This is a genomic window from Candidatus Methylomirabilota bacterium, from assembly GCA_035936835.1.
Lineage (GTDB): Bacteria > Methylomirabilota > Methylomirabilia > Rokubacteriales > CSP1-6 > AR37.
In genome coordinates, this window is sequence record DASYVT010000178.1 from 1 (window position 1) to 21,769 (window position 21,769).

The 21,769-nt window shown below is 68.1% G+C and carries 21 protein-coding genes and 1 pseudogene; 16 read left to right on the top strand and 6 right to left on the bottom strand.

The window, feature by feature from the left end; all coding sequences use genetic code 11:
• Position 1: 1 nt before the first annotated feature.
• Together VGV06_15955 and VGV06_15960 are read right to left on the bottom strand one after the other, a co-directional pair.
• Positions 2 to 1,366, bottom strand: a pseudogene (locus tag VGV06_15955) (acetamidase/formamidase family protein).
• A 301-nt stretch (positions 1,367 to 1,667) separates the two neighbouring features.
• Positions 1,668 to 2,597: a 2-dehydropantoate 2-reductase gene (locus VGV06_15960; GenBank protein ID HEV2056638.1), complete on the bottom strand. Its 930-nt coding sequence runs from the start codon at positions 2,595 to 2,597 to the stop codon at positions 1,668 to 1,670.
• 211 nt (positions 2,598 to 2,808) lie between these two features.
• Here VGV06_15960 and VGV06_15965 point away from each other — a divergent pair, with 211 nt between their 5' ends.
• On the top strand, positions 2,809 to 3,648 hold the full coding sequence (locus VGV06_15965) for a tripartite tricarboxylate transporter substrate-binding protein (protein ID HEV2056639.1): 840 nt from the start codon (positions 2,809 to 2,811) through the stop codon (positions 3,646 to 3,648).
• A gap of 192 nt (positions 3,649 to 3,840) precedes the next feature.
• Here the strand turns inward: VGV06_15965 and VGV06_15970 are convergent, their stop codons facing one another.
• On the bottom strand, positions 3,841 to 5,103 hold the full coding sequence (locus VGV06_15970) for an MFS transporter (GenBank protein ID HEV2056640.1): 1,263 nt from the start codon (positions 5,101 to 5,103) through the stop codon (positions 3,841 to 3,843).
• Positions 5,104 to 5,252: 149 nt separating this feature from the next.
• On the opposite strand from VGV06_15970, the gene VGV06_15975 reads away from it, so the two are divergent.
• The 7 genes from VGV06_15975 to VGV06_16005 all read left to right on the top strand — a co-directional run bounded on the left by VGV06_15975 (position 5,253) and on the right by VGV06_16005 (position 11,026).
• Positions 5,253 to 5,495: a CoA transferase gene (locus tag VGV06_15975; protein ID HEV2056641.1), complete on the top strand. Its 243-nt coding sequence runs from the start codon at positions 5,253 to 5,255 to the stop codon at positions 5,493 to 5,495.
• 140 nt (positions 5,496 to 5,635) lie between these two features.
• On the top strand, positions 5,636 to 6,052 hold the full coding sequence (locus tag VGV06_15980) for a PPOX class F420-dependent oxidoreductase (protein ID HEV2056642.1): 417 nt from the start codon (positions 5,636 to 5,638) through the stop codon (positions 6,050 to 6,052).
• A 142-nt stretch (positions 6,053 to 6,194) separates the two neighbouring features.
• The gene (locus VGV06_15985; GenBank protein HEV2056643.1) at positions 6,195 to 7,169 is read left to right on the top strand and encodes an LLM class flavin-dependent oxidoreductase; all 975 of its coding nucleotides are present in this window, start codon (positions 6,195 to 6,197) and stop codon (positions 7,167 to 7,169) included.
• A gap of 90 nt (positions 7,170 to 7,259) precedes the next feature.
• Positions 7,260 to 7,802 (top strand): carboxymuconolactone decarboxylase family protein, encoded by a 543-nt coding sequence (locus VGV06_15990; GenBank protein HEV2056644.1) that lies wholly within the window; start codon positions 7,260 to 7,262, stop codon positions 7,800 to 7,802.
• A gap of 204 nt (positions 7,803 to 8,006) precedes the next feature.
• Positions 8,007 to 8,939: a cyclase family protein gene (locus tag VGV06_15995; protein ID HEV2056645.1), complete on the top strand. Its 933-nt coding sequence runs from the start codon at positions 8,007 to 8,009 to the stop codon at positions 8,937 to 8,939.
• 10 nt (positions 8,940 to 8,949) lie between these two features.
• Positions 8,950 to 10,257: a Xaa-Pro peptidase family protein gene (locus tag VGV06_16000; protein ID HEV2056646.1), complete on the top strand. Its 1,308-nt coding sequence runs from the start codon at positions 8,950 to 8,952 to the stop codon at positions 10,255 to 10,257.
• Positions 10,258 to 10,264: 7 nt separating this feature from the next.
• Positions 10,265 to 11,026, top strand: a complete 762-nt coding sequence (locus tag VGV06_16005; protein ID HEV2056647.1) for a VOC family protein — start codon at positions 10,265 to 10,267, stop codon at positions 11,024 to 11,026.
• On the opposite strand, the gene VGV06_16010 is transcribed toward VGV06_16005, so the two are convergent.
• Positions 11,014 to 11,499: a hypothetical protein gene (locus VGV06_16010; protein HEV2056648.1), complete on the bottom strand. Its 486-nt coding sequence runs from the start codon at positions 11,497 to 11,499 to the stop codon at positions 11,014 to 11,016. The genes VGV06_16005 and VGV06_16010 overlap by 13 nt on opposite strands.
• A gap of 19 nt (positions 11,500 to 11,518) precedes the next feature.
• Between VGV06_16010 and VGV06_16015 the strand changes: the two genes are divergently transcribed.
• The 4 genes from VGV06_16015 to cobA all read left to right on the top strand — a co-directional run bounded on the left by VGV06_16015 (position 11,519) and on the right by cobA (position 14,706).
• Positions 11,519 to 12,517 (top strand): NAD(P)-dependent oxidoreductase, encoded by a 999-nt coding sequence (locus VGV06_16015; protein ID HEV2056649.1) that lies wholly within the window; start codon positions 11,519 to 11,521, stop codon positions 12,515 to 12,517.
• Between the two features lie 163 nt (positions 12,518 to 12,680).
• On the top strand, positions 12,681 to 13,313 hold the full coding sequence (locus VGV06_16020) for a peroxiredoxin (GenBank protein ID HEV2056650.1): 633 nt from the start codon (positions 12,681 to 12,683) through the stop codon (positions 13,311 to 13,313).
• The gene (locus tag VGV06_16025; protein HEV2056651.1) at positions 13,310 to 13,942 is read left to right on the top strand and encodes a bifunctional precorrin-2 dehydrogenase/sirohydrochlorin ferrochelatase; all 633 of its coding nucleotides are present in this window, start codon (positions 13,310 to 13,312) and stop codon (positions 13,940 to 13,942) included. The genes VGV06_16020 and VGV06_16025 overlap by 4 nt, the downstream gene beginning before the upstream one ends.
• Entirely contained in the window at positions 13,939 to 14,706 is a 768-nt protein-coding gene (gene cobA / locus VGV06_16030; GenBank protein HEV2056652.1) for a uroporphyrinogen-III C-methyltransferase, read from the top strand. Before VGV06_16025 ends, cobA begins: the two co-directional genes overlap by 4 nt.
• On the opposite strand, the gene VGV06_16035 is transcribed toward cobA, so the two are convergent.
• Positions 14,703 to 16,040, bottom strand: coding sequence for a TAXI family TRAP transporter solute-binding subunit (locus tag VGV06_16035; GenBank protein HEV2056653.1), 1,338 nt, complete (start codon positions 16,038 to 16,040; stop codon positions 14,703 to 14,705). The genes cobA and VGV06_16035 overlap by 4 nt on opposite strands.
• 90 nt (positions 16,041 to 16,130) lie before the next feature.
• On the opposite strand from VGV06_16035, the gene VGV06_16040 reads away from it, so the two are divergent.
• The 4 genes from VGV06_16040 to VGV06_16055 all read left to right on the top strand — a co-directional run bounded on the left by VGV06_16040 (position 16,131) and on the right by VGV06_16055 (position 20,778).
• Positions 16,131 to 17,723 carry a CHAD domain-containing protein gene (locus VGV06_16040; protein ID HEV2056654.1) on the top strand — a complete coding sequence of 531 codons (1,593 nt, stop codon included), beginning with the start codon at positions 16,131 to 16,133 and terminating at the stop codon, positions 17,721 to 17,723.
• 59 nt (positions 17,724 to 17,782) lie between these two features.
• Positions 17,783 to 18,826 (top strand): Gfo/Idh/MocA family oxidoreductase, encoded by a 1,044-nt coding sequence (locus VGV06_16045; protein HEV2056655.1) that lies wholly within the window; start codon positions 17,783 to 17,785, stop codon positions 18,824 to 18,826.
• Positions 18,827 to 18,889: 63 nt separating this feature from the next.
• Positions 18,890 to 19,975, top strand: a complete 1,086-nt coding sequence (locus tag VGV06_16050; GenBank protein HEV2056656.1) for an Ldh family oxidoreductase — start codon at positions 18,890 to 18,892, stop codon at positions 19,973 to 19,975.
• A 14-nt stretch (positions 19,976 to 19,989) separates the two neighbouring features.
• Positions 19,990 to 20,778 carry an aldolase/citrate lyase family protein gene (locus VGV06_16055; GenBank protein HEV2056657.1) on the top strand — a complete coding sequence of 263 codons (789 nt, stop codon included), beginning with the start codon at positions 19,990 to 19,992 and terminating at the stop codon, positions 20,776 to 20,778.
• A 132-nt stretch (positions 20,779 to 20,910) separates the two neighbouring features.
• Here the strand turns inward: VGV06_16055 and VGV06_16060 are convergent, their stop codons facing one another.
• A complete protein-coding gene (locus VGV06_16060) occupies positions 20,911 to 21,648 on the bottom strand; it encodes an HD domain-containing protein (GenBank protein HEV2056658.1) in 738 nt (245 codons plus the stop codon).
• Between the last annotated feature and the right edge of the window lie 121 nt (positions 21,649 to 21,769).

Sequence of the window (21,769 nt, forward strand, 5' to 3'; positions counted from 1 at the left end):
TCTACGCGCCTGCGAACAGGTTCTTCTTGATGATGGCGTGGACGCCCCAGTTGCCGTCCACTACCTGCGTCACGCCGAAGTCCACGGCGACGGACATCAGCGAGATCGCCTCGTCCTCGCTCAAGCCCTGGGTCGTCATCAAGAAATGCCGCATCTTCCGGAACGCATCGCGCATCGCCAGGTCGATGGAAGACTTGCTGTAGATCTGGCTCTGCGCGTCGGCGCCGAGCTCCGCCAGGTAGTTGGCGTAGCTGAACCCGTGCAGGACCCACTCGTCCTGGGTCGCTAGCAGCGGATAGTTGAGCCCCGCCAGCGCGGTGCCCGCCAGCATGGCGCGCTTGTGCACGATGAGCTGGAATGTGCCGGTGAGCGAGCACTCGATAGCGGTGCCGCAGAGCTCGGAGTCGCCCTGCGAGGCGTGGGAGTCTCCCGCGGAGAGCAGCGCCCCCTTGACCGCGACCGGATAGTACATCGTGGCGCCCTTGCCGATGCGCCAGTCGTCGATGTTGCCTCCGGTGTAGCTGGGCGGAATGGAGTCCACCATGTCGGCCTCGGCGGGTGCCAGGCCGAGCACACCGAAGTGAGGTCGGATGGGCACCCGGATGTTCTTGAGCACGCCCTGGTTCTCTTGCACCGTGCGATGGTCGACCGGGACGCCGGGGTAGTCGATGGTCTTGTGGACGACGCCGAACGGGTCCGTCTGCGGCGTCCAGCGGAAGTTGTACACGGCCTTCGCCCAGTTGCGCTCGCCGCTCGCGTCGACTTCGTAGATGGTGATCACCTCGCGCGGCTTGGGATCCGTCAGGAGCTCCTTGTAGTGGAAGCCCCACCACGCGGCGGCGTTGCTCCCGAAGCTCTTGCCCTTGTACGAAGGATTGGCGCAGGGCCTCGGCTTCACGTCGATGATCCGGACCTCGAGGATGTCCCCAGGCTCCGCCTCGCGGACCGCGACCGGCCCCGTGCAGATGTGGACGCCAAGACCTTCGCCCGCGCCACGGCCGAAGAGCGTCGGGTTCATCGGGCCCGCTCCGCGGCGGTCCACGCCCTTGCGTTGCTTGTCCCAGTAGAAGACGCTCTCCGCGCCCGCGTCGCCCTCCACCATTCGCTCGGCGTCGTCGTTGGCGTGATGCGTGAGCACCTCAATCGTGACAAAGTCCCCGGAGCTGACTTCGACCTGGGGCTTGAGGAGCTTGCTGAAATATCCCCAGTGCACCGTCTTGTCGGTCGCGGGAACGTAGTAGTGGTTCTTGGTTCCCGGTACTATCCCAGGCTGCGCCTGGGCAGTCGTCACCGAGGACAGTCCGGCCGCCGCTAACGACGCCGCCGCACCTCCGGCTGCCAAGGCTCCCTTCAGGAAGCCCCGGCGCCCTTCGTCCACCTGGTTACCAGAACCGTCGCGTTTGCCGTCGCTCGGGGCACCCTCACCACTCCCGCCGTGAGTCACTCTCGCCATGGGTTCTCCCTTTTCTACGTAACGCCTGTAATGAAGAGTTGTTGGGAATTGCCACAGCGTCGTTGCTGGCCTGTGCCCTACGTTGGGCAACTCTGCGATCCTTCGTGGAGTCGCGAACTCAGGGAACAATACCAGAGCAGTCCGGGCTACTCAAGGACCCCGGCGCTCCCGTCTTCATCCCAGTTGGGCGTGGCATTCGCCTTAGCGAAACGACTTAGTCTTTTCTTGGCGCACCGTTCACATAAGGTTTCAGCGCCGCATAGATAAAACTGTTCACCGGCGTGGGGATGGCGTGGCGCCGGCCAAGCTCGACCACCTTGCCAGCAAACCAGGGCAGCTCGATCCGGTTGCCGCGGAGCAGATCATTGCCCATCGAGGTGGTGTGGTGGGGCGGCATCGAGCGCATCATCGCGAGCGTCTTGTCGACGCTGTCCGGCGGCAGCTTGACGCCCTCGGCGAGGCCGACGGCGACGGTTTCGCGCAAGGCCGCCTCGTAGAGGGTGAACAGGTCGGGATCGTCGCGCCATGTGCCGAGCGGCAGCCGGGTCAGCGCGTTGAGGTCGCTCAGCGGCACCAGCAGGGCGAACTTTTCCCAGATCGGGAGCCTGATGTCGGGGCTCAGCACGCCCTCGAACCCGGCCGCTGCGCAAAGATCGCGCAATCGCTTGCCGCGGGCGCTGCTCCTGCCGTCGAGCTCGCCAAAGGTCATCTGCTGATAGGTCCCGGTCTGGCGGATCACCCCGGGCGTGACGATCGCCCCGGTGACAAAGGCGGTGCCGCCCATCACCCGATCGCGCCCGAGGATCGGGATCAGCCGGTCGGCGGCGTCGACGCCGTTCTGCAGCGGGATCACCGCGGTCTGCGGTCCGACGATCGGACGGATCTGCTCGCCGGCGCTTTCGACATCCCAAAGCTTGACGCAGAACAGCACAAAATCGACGACGCCGATGCGCGCGATATCGTCGGTGGCCTGGGCCGGATTTATATGAGTTCCCCCGCGATCCCCTTCGATGCGCAGCCCGCGCTCGCGCATCGCCGCGAGATGCGCACCGCGCGCGACGAAGGTCACGTCGGACCCGGCCTTGGCAAGCGAGGCGCCATAGATTGCGCCGATGCCGCCGGCGCCGATGACCGCGATGCGCATGCGATTCTCCTGATTTGGGCTCGGAGGGCCGATTCCACTCGCTCCAGACTTACTCTAGGCTCAGAAAGCTCACCAGCACAGGAGACGATGATGGCCCAATCGGCAAGCTCTCCTCCGCGCGAACGCATCCGCGGCGCCGTTGAGCATAGATAACATAAAACTCGTTCTCAGTCATGGCCGGCCGAGGCTCAGGTTCTTGCCTTGGCACAGCGTGAGCGACGTGCTCGGCCAGCAGGTGGTGATCGACAACCGTACCGGCGGCAACTCGGTGGTGGCCGCCAACGCCGTGCTGCAGGCGCCGCGCGACGGCTACACGTTCCTGGTCGATGCCGCCAATCAGCTGACCAACCCGTTCCTGATCAAGGATCTGCCGTTCGACTATCCGTCGACATGGATGCCGGTCAGTCAGTTGTCGAGCTTTCCCAAGGTGATCGCGGTGCGCCACGACTTCCCTGCCCGCACCATCCAGGAATTCATCGCGCTCGCGCGCGAGCAGCCCGGGGAATTCAGCTACGGCACGCCGCCTGCCGCCGGCATGGCCCACATGGCGGGCGAAGAATTGCAGCGCCGCGCCGGGATCAAGCTCGTCCACGCGCCCTATCGCGGCGGCTTCGACGCCGCGCGCGACATCGGCTCGGGCTCGCTGGACGCGGTGCTCATCACCACATCGTCGATCCGCCTGCCGCTGCAGAACGGCAAAGCACGCATTCTGGCCGTGACCAACCCCAGGCGGACCGCTTCCTTCCCCGACGTGCCGACCCTGGTCGAAAGCGGCTTCCCGGGCTTCGACATGAACGACTGGACTGGATTGTTCGCAGCCGCAGGCACGCCGGAGCCGTCGATCGCGCGCCTGTACGAAGCGGTCGCCAAGGCCTCGAAAACCCCCGCCGTCCGTGAGCGGCTAGACCCGATCGGGGCAGAGCCGGTCGCCAGCACGCCTCAAGAATTCGGCGTCTGGCCGGCCGGCCAGCGCGCGCTGCTCGGCAAGCTGCTCGTCGAGGCCGGCATCAAACTGGGCTGGCGGGCGGCGGCTTCGCCGGCGCCGCGCTGACCGGGCCGCTGGCGAGACTGCCAAGAGTCGATTCCGGCGCGGGCGGCGCGGGAGAGCTCGGCGGCGTGGACGGCGGCGGGTTGAGGAATTGAGCGCTGGCGGGGCCCGCGACCGCAATCAGGGCCACCGTCAGAATGCTGCGTTTCATAACGAACCTCCTGCGCTCGCTTGAGCGCGCACACGAGGCGCACTCTACAGCGTGGCGTCGGCCGTCGGCGACCGGCTGGTCTCCCGGAAAGTCAGGGCCGCCAGGAACGACAGCCCGGCGGCGCCCATGACGAGGAACGCCGGACTGAGGTCGTTGTCGGTTCGGTGCACCAGCCAGGTCGCGACCAGCGGGCTGATGCCGCCGAAGATCCCGAGACAGATGTTGTAGCCCAGTGCGATCGCGGTGCAGCGGATCGCCTTGGGCACCGCTTCGACCATGATGGCAGGCTGGGGGCCAAGGAACATGCCGACGGCCACCACAAAGCCCAACTGGCCCAGCAGGATGAAATGCGTCTGCGGGTGGTGCATGAGCCAGAGAAAGGGCACCGCGCCGACAAAGCCGATCGCCGTCGCTCCGAGCAGCATCGGCTTGCGGCCGATCCGGTCGGAAAGCCATCCCGCGCCGATGATGAGCGGGACCAGCACCAGCATGCTGACCGTATTGATTTCGAGCGCGCGCGCGGGGGCGATACCGTCGGCGAATTGCAGCCAGCTGACGATGTAGACGAAGAGCAGGTAGAATCCGACGGCGTTGAAAAGAGACAGGCCGGCCAGGCGAACCAGCAGCCGGCGGTGCAGTTGCAGGGTCTCCACGAGCGGGGCGCGTGTGGCGCCTTCGGCTTTGGGCTCGTCGCTGAGATGCCGGCGCAGCAGATAGCCGGCGATGCCGACGATCAGCCCCATGAGGAACGGGATGCGCCAGCCCCAGGCTTCGAGCGACTCGACCGACATCAGCGAGGCAAGCCCAGCCCCGACGGCCGATCCGAACAGAATTCCCCCGACGGCGCCGCAACAGGCCAGCGCCCCCACGGACCCGCGGCGGCCTGGCGGTGCGTTTTCGACCATGAAGACGATCGACGTTGTGTATTCGCCGCCGACGGACAGGCCTTGCACCATGCGCAGGAATGTCAGCGCAATGGGCGCCATGACCCCGAGCGTGGCGTAGCCCGGCAGAACGCCGATCAGAAAAGTTGGAACGGCCATCGCCGTCACCGAGAAAGTGAGCGCGGCGCGACGGCCAAGCCGATCGCCGATATGGCCGACGACCGCGCCGCCCACGGGCCGCATCAGGAAGCCGACGGCGAAGATGCCGAAGGCCGCCAGGACCTGGGCGACGGGATCCTCATGCGGGAAGAACTTCTTGCCGATGGCGGCGGCGAAGTAGCCGTAGATTGCGAAATCGTACCATTCGAGCACATTGCCGATGGCGCCGGCCGCGACGACCTTGCGTGTATTGATAGGATGCATTGTGCTCTTCTCTAGTGGGTTTTGAAAACGTAATGCAGCGCCAAATTAACCAGCTCGCCCGAGATCACGACTACGAGCAGCAAAAACACTCATTTGGGCGCATTGGATGAAGCGGCCAGTCGCGCGCCGAGCATGCCCCCGGCGAGGTCATCAACGACCCGCACCTCGTGGAGCGTGGCATGTGGGTGGACGTCAAGCACGCCAAGCGCGGGAAAACGCGGGTGCCAATCTCGCCGATCCGCCAGCACGGCGGCCCGTCGGCAACGGTGGACCGCCCCGCGCCGCTGCCGGGCCAGGACACGGACCGCGTGTTGTCGGAACTGCTGGGACTGACCCCCGACGAGCTGGCGGCACTCCATGCGGCAGGCGTGATCGAGCCGGTCAAGAGCTAACGAACACACCGCCGGATCTTGCGGACGTCATCCCCTCACCTTCGGTCGGCGACCGCGGACGCCATTCCGGTGCTTGACAGCGGCCACCGCCAGGTCTAGGTTCGCCGTAAACCCCCGTAAACCCACTGAGGAGGAAAGCCATGGCGATCGCGCTGCCCCAGTCCGTCAAGAAGATCATGCAGGACAAAGCCTATGGTCACGTCATCACGCTCAACGCGAACGGCACGCCCCAGGTGACGATGGTGTGGATGGACGCCGAAGGCGACGAAGTCCTGTTCAACACCGCCGACGGGCGGCTCAAGCCGAAGAACCTGCGCCGCGACCCCCGCGTCATCATCGCTGTGCAGGACCGCAACGATCCCCAGTCCCACCTGGTGTTCCACGGCAAGGGGACGGTGACCGAGGCGGGGGCGGACGACCACATCGACAAGCTGGCCAAGCGCTTCCTGGGCGCGGACAAGTATCCCTTCCGCCGGCCCGGCGAGAAGCGCCTGATCGTACGCGTCAAGGTCGATCGCATCGGCGGCTACGGCCCCAAGATGCAACCCTGGACGTAACGCCTTCGGGGTTGCGCTGTGACACGGCAGACCCCGGGGAAGACCCTCGGACGGGGCGGGCCATGACTGAGAAGGCAATGCTGGGCGGCGCCGTCCTGGGCCTGCTGCGGAGCCGTCTGTCTTCGATTCCCGGGCGGTGATCGTGGATATCTCCTGCGCGTTCCCCCCCGTCCCCGACACGCCGGATCACATCGCCCTGGCCGAGCGCCTGGGCTATCGCCGCGCGTGGGTCTACGACACCCCCGCGCTCCAGCTGGACGTCTGGATGACGCTCGGGCGCGCGGCGGAGCGCACGCGGCGCATCGAGCTCGGCCCCGGCGTCCTGATTCCGAGCCTCCGTCACGTGCTCGTCACGGCATCGGCCGTCGCGACCCTCGTTGAGCTCGCGCCCGGTCGCGTCAACGTCGGGATCGGGTCCGGCTTCACCGGGCGCCTCGCCATGGGCCAGCGGCCGAACGCGTGGCGGCTCGTGGCGGAGTACATACGCCAGCTCAAGGCGTTGCTCGCCGGCGAGGTCGTCGAGATCGAGGGCGCGGCCACTCAGATGATCCACGGGCCGGGACAGGCGCCCTCGAGACCGATCCGCGTCCCGATCGTCATCGGCACCGGCGGACCTAGGGGCGAAGCGGTGGCCCGACAGCTCGGCGACGGCATCTTCACCGTCGTACCGGTCGCCGGGTTCGCGTGGGCCTCGCTCCTCACGTTCGGCACCGTGCTGGAGCCGGGAGAGTCGCCCGAGTCGGAGCGCGTGCTGCTTGCCGCCGGCGCCGGCGCGGGCGTGGTCTTCCACCGCGCGTTCGATCTGCCCGGGGCGCCGGGGCGTCCCGGGATGAGCGATCTGCCGGGCGGCGCCGAGTGGCTGGCGGCGATCGAGGCCATGCCACGCCGCGAACGGCATCTCCACACGCATCGTGGTCACCTCACCTATCCGAACGACATCGACCGCAAGGTGTTGACCGGCGACGTGATCCGGCGGTTCACCTTCACCGGGGAATCGCCCGCGCTGCGGGAGCGGATGCGCGAGCTGGGCGCCCGCGGCGTGACGGAGATCGCCTACCAGCCGGCGGGGCCCGACATCCCGCGCGAGCTCACGGCGTTCGCCCGAATGGCCGGCTAGTATCGCAGTATCGGGGTCAGGTCTTGCAATCACGCATCGCCGTGGCGGGCAGCGACACTCGTGGTGAGCTAGTCAACGCGGAGACCACACATGGCAAGGCTACCGTCCATCACCAGCAAGGACCAGGTCGCTCCCAAAGACCACGCGATCGTGGACGGCATCGTCCAGAGCCGTGGCGCGCTGCAGGGGCCGTTCACGATGTTCCTCCACTGCCCGGAGCTGGCCGCCCGCCTCGCGCATTTGGGCGCCTTCGTCCGCTTCGAGGGCTCGCTCGACATGCGGGTGCGCGTGCTCGCGGCGATGACCGTGGCGCGGGAGCTCGACGCGGTCTACGTGTGGGGCGCGCAGACGGGTGGCGCCCGGCGGCTCGGCGTGCCGGAGACCACCATCACGGCCATCCGCGAGAAGCACGCGCGCGGCATCCCGCCGGAGGACGCCCAGATCGTGGAGTTCACGCGCGAGCTCATCCGCAAGCATCGAGTTGACGACGCGACGTTCAAGGCGCTCCGGACACGGCTCGGCGATGACGGACTCATCCAGCTCACGGGGGCGATCGGCTACTACAGCATGCTGTCGATGACGGTGAACGCCTGCGAGCTGGAAGCCGGCAAGGGCGCCGAGGTCCTGCAATGATCGTCGACGCGCAGGTCCACATCTGGGGGAGCAGGTCAGCTGCGTGTCGTCGCTAGCGCATCCCATTGAGAACATGAGCGATGAGGGCGATTGAACGTGAGGACTGTAAACCCAGAATCAAGGCCAATGCGGATAGTGTTTGACCCCAGCCGCGGCTTGGTCTAGTTGTGAGGAGGCTTTTCACTCTCACACCCGGAGGATGGCATGGCCGGACGTCCGCTGCCGACCGAGCAGGAAGTGCGCGCCTGGATCCGCGAGCGCCGCAACTGGGGGCGCTGGGGCAAGGACGACCAGCGCGGCGCGATGAACCTCGTCACTCCGGAGAAGCGGGTCGCCGCCGCACGCCTAGTAAAGTCCGGCCGGAGCGTCTCGCTCAGCCGGCCCTTCCCGAAGGAGCCCGGGCTCAACAACGCGCTGCCGGCACAGCACTACATGAAGGTCATTCCGCGCGGCAAGGGCGCCTACGCCGGTGACTACTACGGCATCTTCTACCACGGCGTCGCCTCGACCCACATCGACGCCCTCTGCCACACCTGGGACGACGACGCGATGTGGAACGGTCGCGACCCGAAGAAGGAGATCACCTTCGACGGCGCGACGTTCGGCTCCATCGAGCACTGGTCCGACGGCATCATCACCCGCGGGGTCATGCTGGACGTTCCGCGCCATCGCGGCGTCCCGTGCGTGACCCAGGACGCGCCCGTCCACGGGTACGAGCTGGAAGATATCCTGACGGCGCGCGGGATCAAGCTCGCGCCGGGCGACGCCGTCTGCGTCTACGCCGGCCGCGACGCCTGGCAGGCGGCCAACCCGGACAAAACGTACGGGCGTCCGTACGGCGGCGGCACCCAAGAGAGGCCGGGGCTCCACGTCTCGTGCCTGCCGTTCCTGCGCGACCACGACGTCAGCATGCTCGTCTGGGACATGCTCGACCACCTGCCCATCGGCTACGACATCCCGTGGGCCGTGCACGCCTGCCTCTTCGCCTACGGCGTGGCGCTCCTGGACAACGCGCAGCTCGAGCCGCTGGCCAAGGCCTGCGTCGACGAGAAGCGTGACGAGTTCATGCTGGTGATCGCGCCGCTCATGGTCGTCGGCGGCACGGGCTCGCCGGCGAACCCCCTCGCGGTGTTCTAGGGAGACCGTCATGGCCCGCAAGCCCGCATCTGTCGCACGCAGGGGCGCCGTCCCCGAGGCGCCGGACCCGCAGCACCGCTGGGACCGGCCCATCCAGGCGCCGGGGCACATGCAGGTGGACTTCGAGGAGCGGGTGGATTTCAGGCGCCTGCACGACTACCGCCTCGCCCGCGTGCGCCGCGCGCTCGCGCGCTCGGGGCTCGGCGCGCTCCTCGTGTTCGACCAGAACAACATCCGCTACATCTCGGGCACCGTCATCGGCGAATGGGCGCGCGACAAGCTGATCCGCTACTCGCTTCTCACGGGGCCGGGCGAGCCCTGGGTCTGGGACTTCGGCTCGGCCGCGCGTCACCACCGCCTCTACGCGCCGTGGCTCCGTCCCGACCACTGCCTGGCCGGCATGGTCGGCATGCGCGGCGCGGTGCCGCCCTCGGCGGGGCTCTTCGAGCAGGCCGCGCGGGAGATCAAGGGCATCCTCAAGCGCGAGGGCGTGGCGGACATGCCGCTCGGCATCGACGTCGTCGAGCCGCCCTTCCTCTTCGCGCTCCAGAAGGAAGGCGTCGAGGTGCGCGACTGCCAGCAGGTCATGCTCGAGGCGCGCGTCATCAAGAGCGGCGACGAGCTGGTGCTGCTCAACATGGCGGCGGCCATGGGCGACGGCGTCTACCAGGACATCTTCGAGGCGCTCAAACCCGGTGTCCGCGAGAACGAGATCGTGGCGCTGGCGACCAAGCGGCTCTACGAGATGGGCTCGGACTGCGTCGAGGCGATCAACGCGATCTCGGGGGAGCGCTGCTCGCCGCACCCGCACAACTTCACGGACCGGATGCTCCGGCCGGGCGACCAGGCCTTCTTCGACATCATCCAGTCCTTCGTCGGCTACCGCACCTGCTACTACCGGACGTTCAGTGTCGGCCGCGCGACGCCGGCCCAGCACAGCGCCTACAAGCGTGCGCGCGAGTGGATGGACAGCGCGATCGAGCTGATCAAGCCCGGCGTGTCCACCGAACGCATCGCCAAGTGCTTCCCCAAGGCGCAGGAGATCGGCTTCGAGAGCGAGATGGATGCCTTCGGCCTCAACTTCTGCCACGGCCTCGGCCTGGGGCTCCACGAGCGGCCGATCATCTCGCGGCTCAACTCGATGGACCATCCCATGGAGCTCGAGGCGGGCATGGTCTTTGCCGTCGAGACCTACTGCCCGGCTTCCGACGGCGTCTCGGCCGCGCGCATCGAGGAGGAGGTGATCGTGACGCCGAAGGGCGCCCAGATCATCACGCTCTTCCCCGCCGACGAGCTGCCGATCGCCAACCGCTACTAGCGCCCCCATGAACCTCCGGATGCGTCAGATCTGCCTCGTGGCCCGTCAGCTCGCGCCCGTCGTCGAGACCTTCCGCGATGTGTTCGGCCTCGAAGTCTGTCACCGCGATCCTGGTGTGGGGAAGTACGGGCTCGAGAACGCGCTTTTCCCCGTCGGGAACGGCTTCCTCGAGGTGGTGGCGCCGGTAAAGGATGGCACGACCGCGGGGCGCTATCTCGAGCGCCGCGGCGACGGCGGCTACATGGTGATAACCCAGTGCGCGGATCTCGGTCCGCGCCGCGAGCGGTGCGACACGCTCGGTGTCCGCGTGGCCAACGAGATCCGCTATCCCGACTACCAGGAGCTTCAGCTGCACCCGCGCGACGTGGGCGCCGCGATGCTCTCGTTCAGCCGGCAGGAGGGCGGTGAGCCGGCCGACGGCCCCTGGCACCCAGCCGCGTCCCGGAGCACGTCCGCGTTCTTAGCCGCGTCTGTTCGTTCAATGACCGGCGCCGAGCTCCAGAGCGATGATCCCGAGCGGCTCGCCCGCCGGTGGAGCGAGGTGATGGAGCTTCCGCTGTCCCGCGACGGGCGCTCGCGGCCCGTCATCGCTCTCGATGACGCGAGACTGCGCTTCGTTCCAGCCACCGACAGCCGCGGCGAAGGACTCGCCGGGCTCCATCTGGACTGCGCCGACAAGGGCCGCCTACTCTCGCGCGCGCGCTCGAAGAATCTCGCGGCGGAGGGCGACATGGTCGTCGCGTGCGGGATGCGCTTCTATGTTGTCTGAGAGCGCGGCTGGGTCGTCTGAGAGCGGGGCTGGACGGCGCCGAGGGTACAGCGCCGGCCGTCGAGCGTGATCGCGGGCCCCGAGCCGTCATCGCCGAGCCAGGGCGCGATCTGCTGCATGGCCATCCTGCCGAAGCGCGCGCTGAAAGCGCCCTTGCGGATCCGGCAGAAAAGCCGCGCGCCGTCGTGCTCGAGGGTCGCCGGGTCGAGCGGCTCCCGATAGTCTCCCGCGAAATATAGCCCGACCGACCGCAGCCGTCCCTCGGCCACCCCAAGCCCCAACCGCTGCACCACGAAGGGCGTGTCGTACGGCTCGAACCAGTTCCGCTCGCCCTGGCACACGGCGAGCCAGCGTCCGTCGGGCGCGCGCTGGAGCGCGAGCAGAAAGAAGCGCAGCGTCGCCGCGTCCACGATCTCGGTGCCGTCGTGGAAGATGCGCCCCTCGCGATCGACCCGGTAGTGATACTCGCGCATGAGAGCCGCATTGTAGACCGTGCCGCCGGGCTGGACAACGCTGCGCCCGCCATGTCTACTTCCGCTGAGCATCGCGGGCCGCTGCTTCCTCCTGACCAACGACAAGGGGCACCAGATGAACGAGACCGTGGGATTCATCGGGCTGGGCACGATGGGGATGCCGATGGCGTCGAACCTCGCCAACGCCGGCGTCATGCTGGTCGTTCACGACGCCAACCCGGCCGCGGCCGCGGCCGCCGGGAAGATGGCTGGCGTCGCCGTCGCTGGAAGCGCAGCGGCCGTCGCCGCGCGGTCCGCCGTGCTGTTCACCTGCCTGCCCAACGACGATATCGTGCGCGCGGCCTACCTCGGCTCGGGTGGGATCGCGTCGGGCGGCAAGGAGGGTCTCGCCACCTGCGACTGCTCGACCGTCAGCCCCGAGGCGACGCTCGAGGTCAGCCGCGCGCTCGCGGCCAAGGGCATCACCCACATGGACACGCCCATGCTGGGCTCGCAGCCCCAGGCGGTCTCGGGCGAGATCTTTTTCATCGTGGGCGGCGACAAGGCCACGCTTTCGCTCATCGCGCCCTACCTCGAGATCATGGGCAAGATGCACATGTACGTGGGCGGCTCGGCCATGGGCAACCGCGTGAAGCTGATCCACAACGGGCTCGCCGCCGTCACGTCCGTGGCGGTCGCCGAAGCGCTAGCAGTCTGCGTCCAGTCGGGCGTGGATCCGTACACCTTCTACGACGTGGTGCGGAGCGGCGGCGGCATGGCCTTCGGCACCTACTTCGACCGCCGCGCCAAGCGCATCTTCGACGGCGAGTTCTCGCCCACCTTCATGTGCGAGCTGATGCGGAAGGACGCGGGCCTGGCGCTGGCCCTGGCCCGCGCCTCCAAGGTGCCGACGCCCATCCTGGAAGAGACCAAGCGAACGTACGACCTGGCGGTGGACGGCGGCTGGGGCAAGGAGGACTTCTCGGCCGTCACCCACGTGATCGAGAAGCGGATAGGCCGGAAGTTGTCCCGGGGTTAGGGGCGGTCTGCCGCCGCCCCTATATAGATGTAGGGGAGTTCGACCCGCCCTGGCCCCGAAAAGTTCTTGACAATCCCGATAGAGATAGGGACTATTGGCCAATGAGGCCCGTAACCCAGGTACAAAGCCACGCTGTTCAGCGTCACCACAAAGGAGACACGACATGTCACTGAGACTGGGCGACACAGCACCCGACTTCAACGCCGAGAGCTCCGAAGGCCGGGTCAGCTTCCACGAGTTTCTGGGGAACGGCTGGGGCGTGCTCTTCTCCCACCCGCGGGACTTCACGCCCGTGTGCACGACCGAGCTGGGGTACGTCGCGCGGCTCAAGCCCGAATTCGAGAAGCGTTCGGTCAAGGCCATCGGGCTGTCGATCGACCCCGTGGACTCTCACAAGGGCTGGCTCAAGGACATCCAGGAAACGCAGGGGCACGCGGTCAACTTCCCGATCATCGCCGATCCCGACAAGAAGGTGGCGAACCTCTACGGCATGATCCACCCCTCGCACGACGAGGTCTACACGGTGCGGACGGTGTTCGTCATCGATCCAAAGAAGAAGATCCGGCTGATGATCACGTATCCGCAGACGACGGGCCGCAACTTCGACGAGATCCTGCGGGTGATCGACTCGCTCCAGCTGACCGACGCCCACCGCGTCGCGACGCCGGTGAACTGGAAGCAAGGGGAAGACGTCATCATCGTCCCGGCCGTGACGGACGAGGAAGCCAAGGCGAAGTTCCCCCTGGGCTGGAAGACTCTCAAGCCCTATCTCCGCCTGACGCCACAGCCGAAGTGAGTCAGTACTACCCCGTTGCCCTCGACCTCCGGGACCGCCCCTGCCTCGTGGTGGGCGGCGGTCCCGTGGCCGAGAGCAAGGTCGAGGGGCTCCTCGATGCGGGCGCCCGCGTCACCGTCGTAAGCCCCGCGCTGACCGAGCGCCTGGCCTTGTGGGCGACGGAGGGCCGCATCGCTCACCGCCAGCGCGAGTACATTGAGTCGGATTGCGAGGGGCAGCATCTCGCCTTCTCGGCCACAGACCGCCGTGAAGTTACCGAGGCGGTGGCGGCGGACGCGAGGCGGCGGGGCGTGTGGGTGAACGCGGCCGACGATCCCGTTTACTGCGACTTCCTCCTGCCCTCGGTGCTGCGCCGCGGGCGGCTGCACGTCGCCGTCTCGACGGGCGGCGCGAGCCCGGCGCTGGCGGCCCGCGTGCGGCGCGACCTCGAATCCTACTTCACGCCCGAGTACGAGGACCTCGTCGAGCTGGCCGCCGAGGTGCGGCGCGAGCTCCGCGCCGGCGGGCGGCGAGCCGACGGGGCCCTCTGGCGCGAGGCGCTCGACGCCGATCTCAGGCGGCTTCTCGCCGAGGGGCGGCGCGGTGACGCCAAGGCAAGGCTGCTCGATCGCCTCGGGGTGACCGCGTGAGGCCGGGACGCGTCTGCCTCGTGGGCGCCGGCCCCGGCGACCCGGGGCTCCTCACCGTCCGCGCTCTCGAGCGGCTGAAAGAAGCGGACGTCGTCGTCTACGACCGCCTCGTCAACCCCGCGATCCTGGACGAGGCGCCGCCCGAGGCGCTCCGCATCTTCGCCGGCAAGCGCGTGGGTGCTCACTGCCTGCCGCAGGCCGAAATCAACGCGATCCTCATCCATCACGCTGGAGTGGGCCGCTTAGTCGTCAGGCTCAAGGGCGGTGATCCCTTCGTCTTCGGTCGAGGGGGCGAGGAAGCGCTCGCGCTGTCCAAGGCGGGCATCCCCTTCGAGGTCGTGCCGGGCATCAGCTCGGCCATCGCCGTGCCAGCCTATGCCGGCATTCCCGTCACCCACCGCGGAATCGCATCCTCGTTCGCGGTGCTGACGGGCCACGAGGATCCGTCGAAGGACGGCGGCGTCGTCGACTGGCCGAGGCTCGCGACGGCGGTGGACACCTTGGTGGTCTTGATGGCGGTCGGGAGTTTCCCGCGGATAGTCCGCGCGCTGCTCGCCAATGGCCGGCCTCCCGAGACGCCGGTCGCGCTGATCCGCTGGGGAACTACCGAAGCACAGGAGGTGCGCGTCGGGACGCTGTCCGACATCGTCGGGCGGGCCCGGGGTCTCGAGCCTCCGGTGGTCGCCGTGATCGGTGAAGTCGTCCGGCTGCGGGAGCGCCTCGACTGGGCCGTCGAAGCGGCCACTGCCGTCCACGCGCTCTAGCGCGCAGCCGAAGCCTCCATCCTGTTCAGGCGCTCGACCGCCTCGTTCAGGATCAGCGAGACGTGCAGGCGCCAGTGGTAGACGTCCTGCTGCTGCTGGAGCGGCAGCTTGCCCGAGACCGCCTGGACCTCCCCGCGCAGCGCCTCGAGCTCGTTGATGCCCTCGCGCAGCTCGTTGGGCCACCGCGCCGTCGCGAGCTTGTCCTCCACCTTGCGCAGCCGGTCGTAGTAGCGCTTGAGCCACCGCTGCTTCCGCCACTCGGCGATCATCGGCGCGATTCGGAGAAGAGGCACCCAGACGGCCACGAGCGGCAGGATGAGGAGCTTGAGCAGCAGCACCCAGCGCAGCGCGCGGTAGGGCAGGTTGCGCGACAGGAAGGACTCGCCCGACGTCAGGTAGGTGTCGGCCACCTCGTTGACCGGCACGTCGACGCCCTCGAGTGTCGGGAACTTGAGCGGCGGATCGATGAGGCTGCCCGGGCTGTGCACGGCCTGGGCGACCTTGAGCACCAGCTCGACGACCCGCGGATTGATATCCTCCCGCGCGACCAGCATGGCCGAGGGCGAGAGCAGCGTGATGTTTTCCGGCGGGATGTTGTCCCGGAGGTCGAGCAGGCCCTCGGGCAGCCGCAGCGGCGTGAGCCCGCGGAACTTCCGCGTGTAGGCAGCCTCGCGCCGGAAGCTCGTCAGCTGCAGGTCCCGGCTACGCATCAACTCCATGATGCCGGGGTCGCGATACGAGGTGACAAAAAAGGCGACGTCGAGCTTGCCGTCCATGAGCTGTCGCCGCGCCTCGACGGAGGTGAGGTTGACGATGGCCGGCGAGGTGATGTCGTACCCCTGCTCGGAGATGATGGCCTTGGCGACGGCCTCGGTGCCGCTGCCCTTGGGCCCGACCGCCACGCTGCCCTCTCGGTAGGCGAGCTTCTTGTCCTCGATTCGGATGCCGCGCCGGGCGAAGATCCAGAGCGGCTCGTAGTAGATGGCGGCGAGCCCCGACACCTTGTGCTCGGGGTCGCTCACGACCTGGTACGTACCCGACTGGGCGAAGGCGACATCCGCCTTGCCGTCGATGATCCGCCGGAAATTGTCGACCGAGCCCGCGGTGTTGACCAGCTCGACTCTCAGGCCCTGCGCGCGGAGCCGCTTCTGGTACTCGCGGCCGAAGCTGTCGTACACGCCGCCCGGCTGGCCCGTCGCCAGCACGATCTTGCTTGGCGGCGGCGTGCCGCCAAGCCAGACGGCGCTCACGCCGATCAGCACGATCGTGAGAACGATCCCCACGATCCAGGCGATCGTGCGACGGCGCGTGTCCTGCGACCAGAAGCTTCGCATAAGGGCTGCTGCAGGATAGTCAGCGCAGCGGCGCAACGCAAGCCGGGCCCCGCATTGACCAGTCCGCGGCGATCTGTCAGGATCGCCGCGATGGCAGCGTTTATGGAAGTTGAAGCCAAGTATGCGGTAACCGACCCAACCGTGTTCGCCGCCTTGCTCGAGCTCCAGGCGCTGGGCGGCTATGCGCTCCGCCCCAAGGGCGAGCGACATGTGATCGACCACTACCTGGACACGCCGCACCGTGACCTCCTGCGCGGCGGCTACGCCTGTCGGCTGCGTGAAGGCGAAGAGGAAGATCGCTGGCTGCTGACCGTCAAAGGATTGGGCAAAGCCGCGGGCGCGGTGCATCAGCGCGAAGAGCATGAAAGCGAGATCCCGCCGAACGCTCCGCCGGACGATTGGCCGGTCGGCCCTGCGCGCGAGATTGTGACTCGCCTGAGCGACGGGCAACCCCTCGCCGAGCTGTTGACCCTCCGTCAGCAACGCGCCTGCCGCGCCGTGGAACAAGGCGGTCGAGCCGTCGGCGTGTTCTCGCTCGATACCGTCGAGATCGATCTTGGCGGCCGCAAGAGGGTCAGCCGCGAGATCGAGATTGAGCTCACGGCGACCGGCACGATGGATGATCTCCGCGCCATCGGCGCCGCACTGGCGCCTTACAAGCTCAAGGCCCAATCGAAGTCCAAGTTCGAGCGGGCGCTCTCCGAGCTGGACGGCGCGCCGACGAGAGCGGCGACGAGGAAGAAGAAGGCCCCCGGGGTGCGCGTGGACGAGCCGCTGGTCGAGGCCGGCAGAAAGATCCTGCGCTTCCACTGTGAGCGCATGCTCGCGAACGAGGACGGCACACGCGAGGGCAAGGACATCGAGGCCCTCCATCACATGCGCGTCGCCACCCGCCGCCAGCGTGCGGCCTTCCGCATCATCGCGCCCTATCTCAAGCGCAGTGCCATTCGCGACTTTCAGGATGAATTGCGGGCGGCGGCAGGGTATCTGGGCGCGGTGCGCGACCTCGATGTGCTGATCGAAGCGGCGGAAGGCTATCAGTCGTCATTGGGCGCCGATGCGGCGGGGACGCTCGAACCGTTGCTCGACGAATGGCGGGGAAAGCGCAGCGCCGCCCGCGATGAGCTGGTGGCGTACCTGAGCGGCGACGACTACCAGGCGTTCAAAGAGCGTTACGAAGCATTCCTCTCCTCGACCGGGGCAGGGGTGAAAGACGCCGCCCCGGACGACCTGCCCGAGCCGCATCTGGTCCGCCACATCCTGCCCGTTGAAATCTGGAATCACTACGGCCGGGTGCGGGCCTACGAAACGGTGCTGGGGTGGGCGTCCATCGAAACGATCCATGCCCTGCGGATCGAGGCGAAGCGCCTGCGATACCTGCTGGAATCCTACAGCGAGGCGCTGGGGCCCGGTGTCGCCGAGGCCGTCGAGGATGTAGTCGGGCTCCAGAATCACACGGGCGAGCTGCATGACGTGGACGTGACGATCGGCCTGCTTCGTCATTTCCTCATGCACAGCGCGCACGCCTCGGTCAATCCGGCGGTGGCCGCCGCGGTCAAGGGATACCTGAAGGTCAACGAGGCCCGGCTCCGCGCGTTGCAGCGCGGGATCATGCGGCCGTGGCGGCGAGTAGCCGGCAAGCGTTTTCGGAGCGTGTTGGCCCGGGCGGTGGCGACCCTCTAGACGGCGGCCCTTCAGACGCCGCGCGACGAAGACGGCGCGAAGTGCTACCATGTCGCGCCATGGCCACCAACGTGATCCGTGTCGGATTCATCGGCGCTGGGGCCAATACCCGGCTCCACCACCTGCCCAAGCTTCGCGCGCAGCCCGGTGTCGAGCTGGCGGCCGTTGCCAACCGCTCGAGGGAATCCGGCGAGCGCGTCGCGAAGGAGTTCGGCATCGCCAGGGTCCACGAGGATTGGCGGGAGGTCGTGCGGGCCCCGGACCTCGACGCCATCTGCATCGGGACCTGGCCCTACATGCACTGCGAGATGACGCTGGCGGCGCTCGAGGCGGGCAAGCACGTGCTCTGCGAGGCCCGCATGGCCATGAACGCGGCCGAGGGGCGGCGCATGCTCGAGGCATCCCGCAAGGCGCCCCAGCTCGTGGCCCATCTCGTGCCCGCGCCGCACACGCTCGAGACCGACTCGACGCTGCAGTCCTTGCTCGCCGACGGCTACGTGGGCGAGGTCCTGGCGGTGGAGCTGCACGCGAGCCAGGGGCGCTTCGTCGATTCCGACGGCCCGCTGCATTGGCGCCACCAGGTGTCGCTCAGCGGTCACAACATCCTGAACATGGGCATCTGGTACGAAGCCATGATGCGCTGGCTCGGCCCGGCTCGCCGCGTGATGGCGATGACCAAGATCGCCGTCGCGCGCAGGCGTGACGGTGGCGGCGCCTGGCACGACGTCAAGGTGCCCGATCACGTCGACATCCTCGCGACCTTCAAGCGGGAGGCGGTCGCCCACATGCGATTCAGCGCCGTGACTGGGTTGGCGCCGGCCGCCGGGGTGTGGATCTTCGGGAGCGAGGGCACGCTGCATCTCGAGGCGGACGCCAAGCGCCTCTCGGGCGGGAAGCGCGGCGACAAGGAGCTGCGCGAGATCCCGATCCCCACGGTGCGGCGGGTCGGCTGGCGCGTCGAGGAGGAATTCGTCAACACGATTCGGGGTCGCGAGAAGATCACGCGCACCAACTTCGAAGACGGCGTCCGCTACATGGAGTTCACGGACGCGGTGACCCGGAGCGCCGCCGAGGGCCAGGCTGTCGACGTCGCCGAGCTGTGACCCACAGGACGGGCCGGTAGGGTCGGGGGCCATGCCGGTAGGATAGGGACCATGGAGACACCGATGCGAGTTCTTCCGCAACAGATCCGCCAGCAGCTCAGCTCGGTCCTGCGCGCCTGGGGTATGTCGGACGCCCACGCCGACACCACGGCCGAGATGATGCTCGAGACCGACCTTCGGGGCGTCGATTCGCACGGCATCTCGATGCTACCGACGTACGACCGCGAGTTCCGCAGCGGCCGGCTCAACATGCGCCCGATGTTCAAAACCGTTCGCGAGGGGCCGGCGATGGCGCTGATCGACGCCGACGCGTCGCTCGGCCATCCGGTTTCGGTGCACGCGATGAACCTCGCCGTTGACAAGTGCCGCGACACCGGCGTGGCCGTGGTGTCCGTGTTCAACTCGCATCACTTTGGCGCGGCCGGCTGCTACTCGCGGATCGCGGCCGATCGCGGCGTGATCGGCATGGTCACCGCGTCCACCCGGGGCGTGACGCTGGTGCCGACGTTCGCGGCCGAGCCCGTCATGGGAACCAATCCCCTCGCGTTCGCGGCCCCGGCCCGGCGCAATCCGCCGTTCGAGCTCGACATGGCGACCACCACCGTCGCCGCCGGCAAGGTCAAGGTGTACAAGCTGAACCATCGGCCGCTGCCGCCGGGCTGGGTGGTCGACGGGAGCGGCCAGCCCGTCACCGACTCGGAGGAGGCGTTCCGCCACGTCTTCGAGCGGCCGGAGGGCGGCATCACGCCGCTCGGCGGCGCGCGCGCGGTCGGCGGCCACAAGGGCTACGGCCTCGCGGTGATGGTGCACATCCTCGGCGGCGCGCTCTCGGGCGCCTCGTTCTCGCCGATCCGCAACCGCACGCAGGGGCCGTCGGATCCGCACAACATCGGCCACTTCTTCATGGCGATCGATCCCCGCGCCTTCCGCCCAGACGGCCTATTCGAGGAGGACCTCGACCAGGTCATCGACGTGCTCCACAACGCGAAGCCGGCCGATCCCGCCCAGCCCGTGCTCGTGGCCGGGGACCCGGAGATGGCGACACGGCGCGAGCGGCTCCAGCACGGCGTGCCGATCCCCGACGACCTGATGGAACAGCTCCGGGCGGTGGCGAAGAGCGCCGGCGTGCCCTTCGTCCTCGCGCCCTAGCGGAGGCGGTACCGATGAACGAGAACGCTTACCGGGCTCGCGCCGAGCGTGGGGAAGTCCAGATCGGGACGTGGGTGACCATGATCCGGACCCCCGCGGTGCTGACGCTGCTCCGGGCCTCGGGGCTGGACTTCGCCCGGGTCGACATGGAGCACTCGCCGTTCTCCATGGAGACGGTCGCCGACATGGCGACCCTGGCGCGCGCGCTCGACTTCCCGCTGGTGGTCCGGCCGCCCGAGGGCAACCGCGAGTGGATCACGCGGCTGCTCGACGCCGGCGTGTGGAACCTGCATGTCCCGCAGGTCGACACGCCCGAACAGGCGGCCGCGGTCGCCGCGTGCTGCCGGTACGCTCCGCTGGGCGCGCGGGGCATGTACGGCTTCGGCCCCCACACCGAGTACCGGACACTGCCGCCGGCCGAGCACATGGCCGCCGCGAATGCCCGCGCGCACGTCACGATCATGCTCGAGACCAAGGCTGCCTTCGAGCGCCTCGACGAGATCGCGTCGATCCCGGGCATCGACGCGCTGACGATCGGGCCGACCGACCTGGCCCAGGACCTGGGAGTACTCGGCACGCACGCTCAGCGGGAGGTGCTGGACGAGCACCGCCGCCGGCTCGTGGCGGCCGCGCGCAAGCACGGCAAGGCGGTGGCGATGGTGACCGACAGCGTGGAGGGTGTGCGCCAGATGATCGCGGTCGGCGCCACCATCATCAACTACGGGTCGGACGCGGGCGTGCTCCGGTCCGGCTACGCCTCAGTAGTAGAAGAGATCCGCCGCGCTCTTCCCACCGCCCGCTAGAAAACGGCAGGGCGTCGAGAAGGGTCCAGATGCGAGGCGCCGCCCGAAGGCCGCAGGCGAGGCGTAGCCCGGCTACGTTGAGCCTGGGGCTGAGGGCGGCAACGAAGCAGATGGGCCCTTATCGGCGCCCGACTACAGGTACTTGGTTGGGGCGATGATCGTGCGCCACATGTGCGCCGTCGGGCTGCCGTCGAAGCCCAACCCTTCCTTCGGCTGCCTGAAGTTCCGGCCCACGATGTCCGTGAATTCCTCGAGACGCACCTGCACGGTGGGATCGAACGAGTAGAGGTCGTTGACGCAGATCAGGCGCGACGTCATGTACCACTTGTGCTCGCGCGCTTCCCGGTGGGCCCGCTTGATATAGGGCTCGGGCTTGTAGTCCGGGCCGAACAGCTTGACGTACATGTCCGGGTAGCGGTACCCGACGGACTCGTCGGCGAAGAACCGCAGTGCCTGGTGATACCGGATGGCCCAGCTGATCTCTTCGTCCACGTAGGGCTCGAGAAGCTGGGCGGCCCAGTAGCCGTGGTCGCTGCGGATGAACCCGGCGATAGCGATGTCGTGCAGGAGGCAGGCGAGGATGATCTTTTCGCTTGCCCCGCTCTTCTGCGCGAGCCGCGCGCTCTGCATGAGGTGGTTGGCGGGCGCGAACCGGCACTTGAAGAAGTCGAGCAGGGTCGGCTTGTCGGGCATGCGGGGCAGGCGCGGGTCGGGCCCCATCATGTAAAGCTTGCCCCGGTCCGGGGGCCGCGGGACCGGCTTCGTGGGATCCTGCTCGCCGGAGGTGAAGAGCACGGACTTTACGACGACGCGATCGAGCTCCTCGCTCATCGCCCGCTCGGCCGCCTCCGCCCGCTCAAGCGTCGTCATCGCGCCGATCATCGGTCACATGGCCGCTCGCTGTCAAGTTCCGGGGCGGCCGGCTGCAGAGGCCCGCACGCAGCAGGCCTCGGCGTCCCGGGCGCCCCGCCGGCGTCGTCTCGGTGTATCT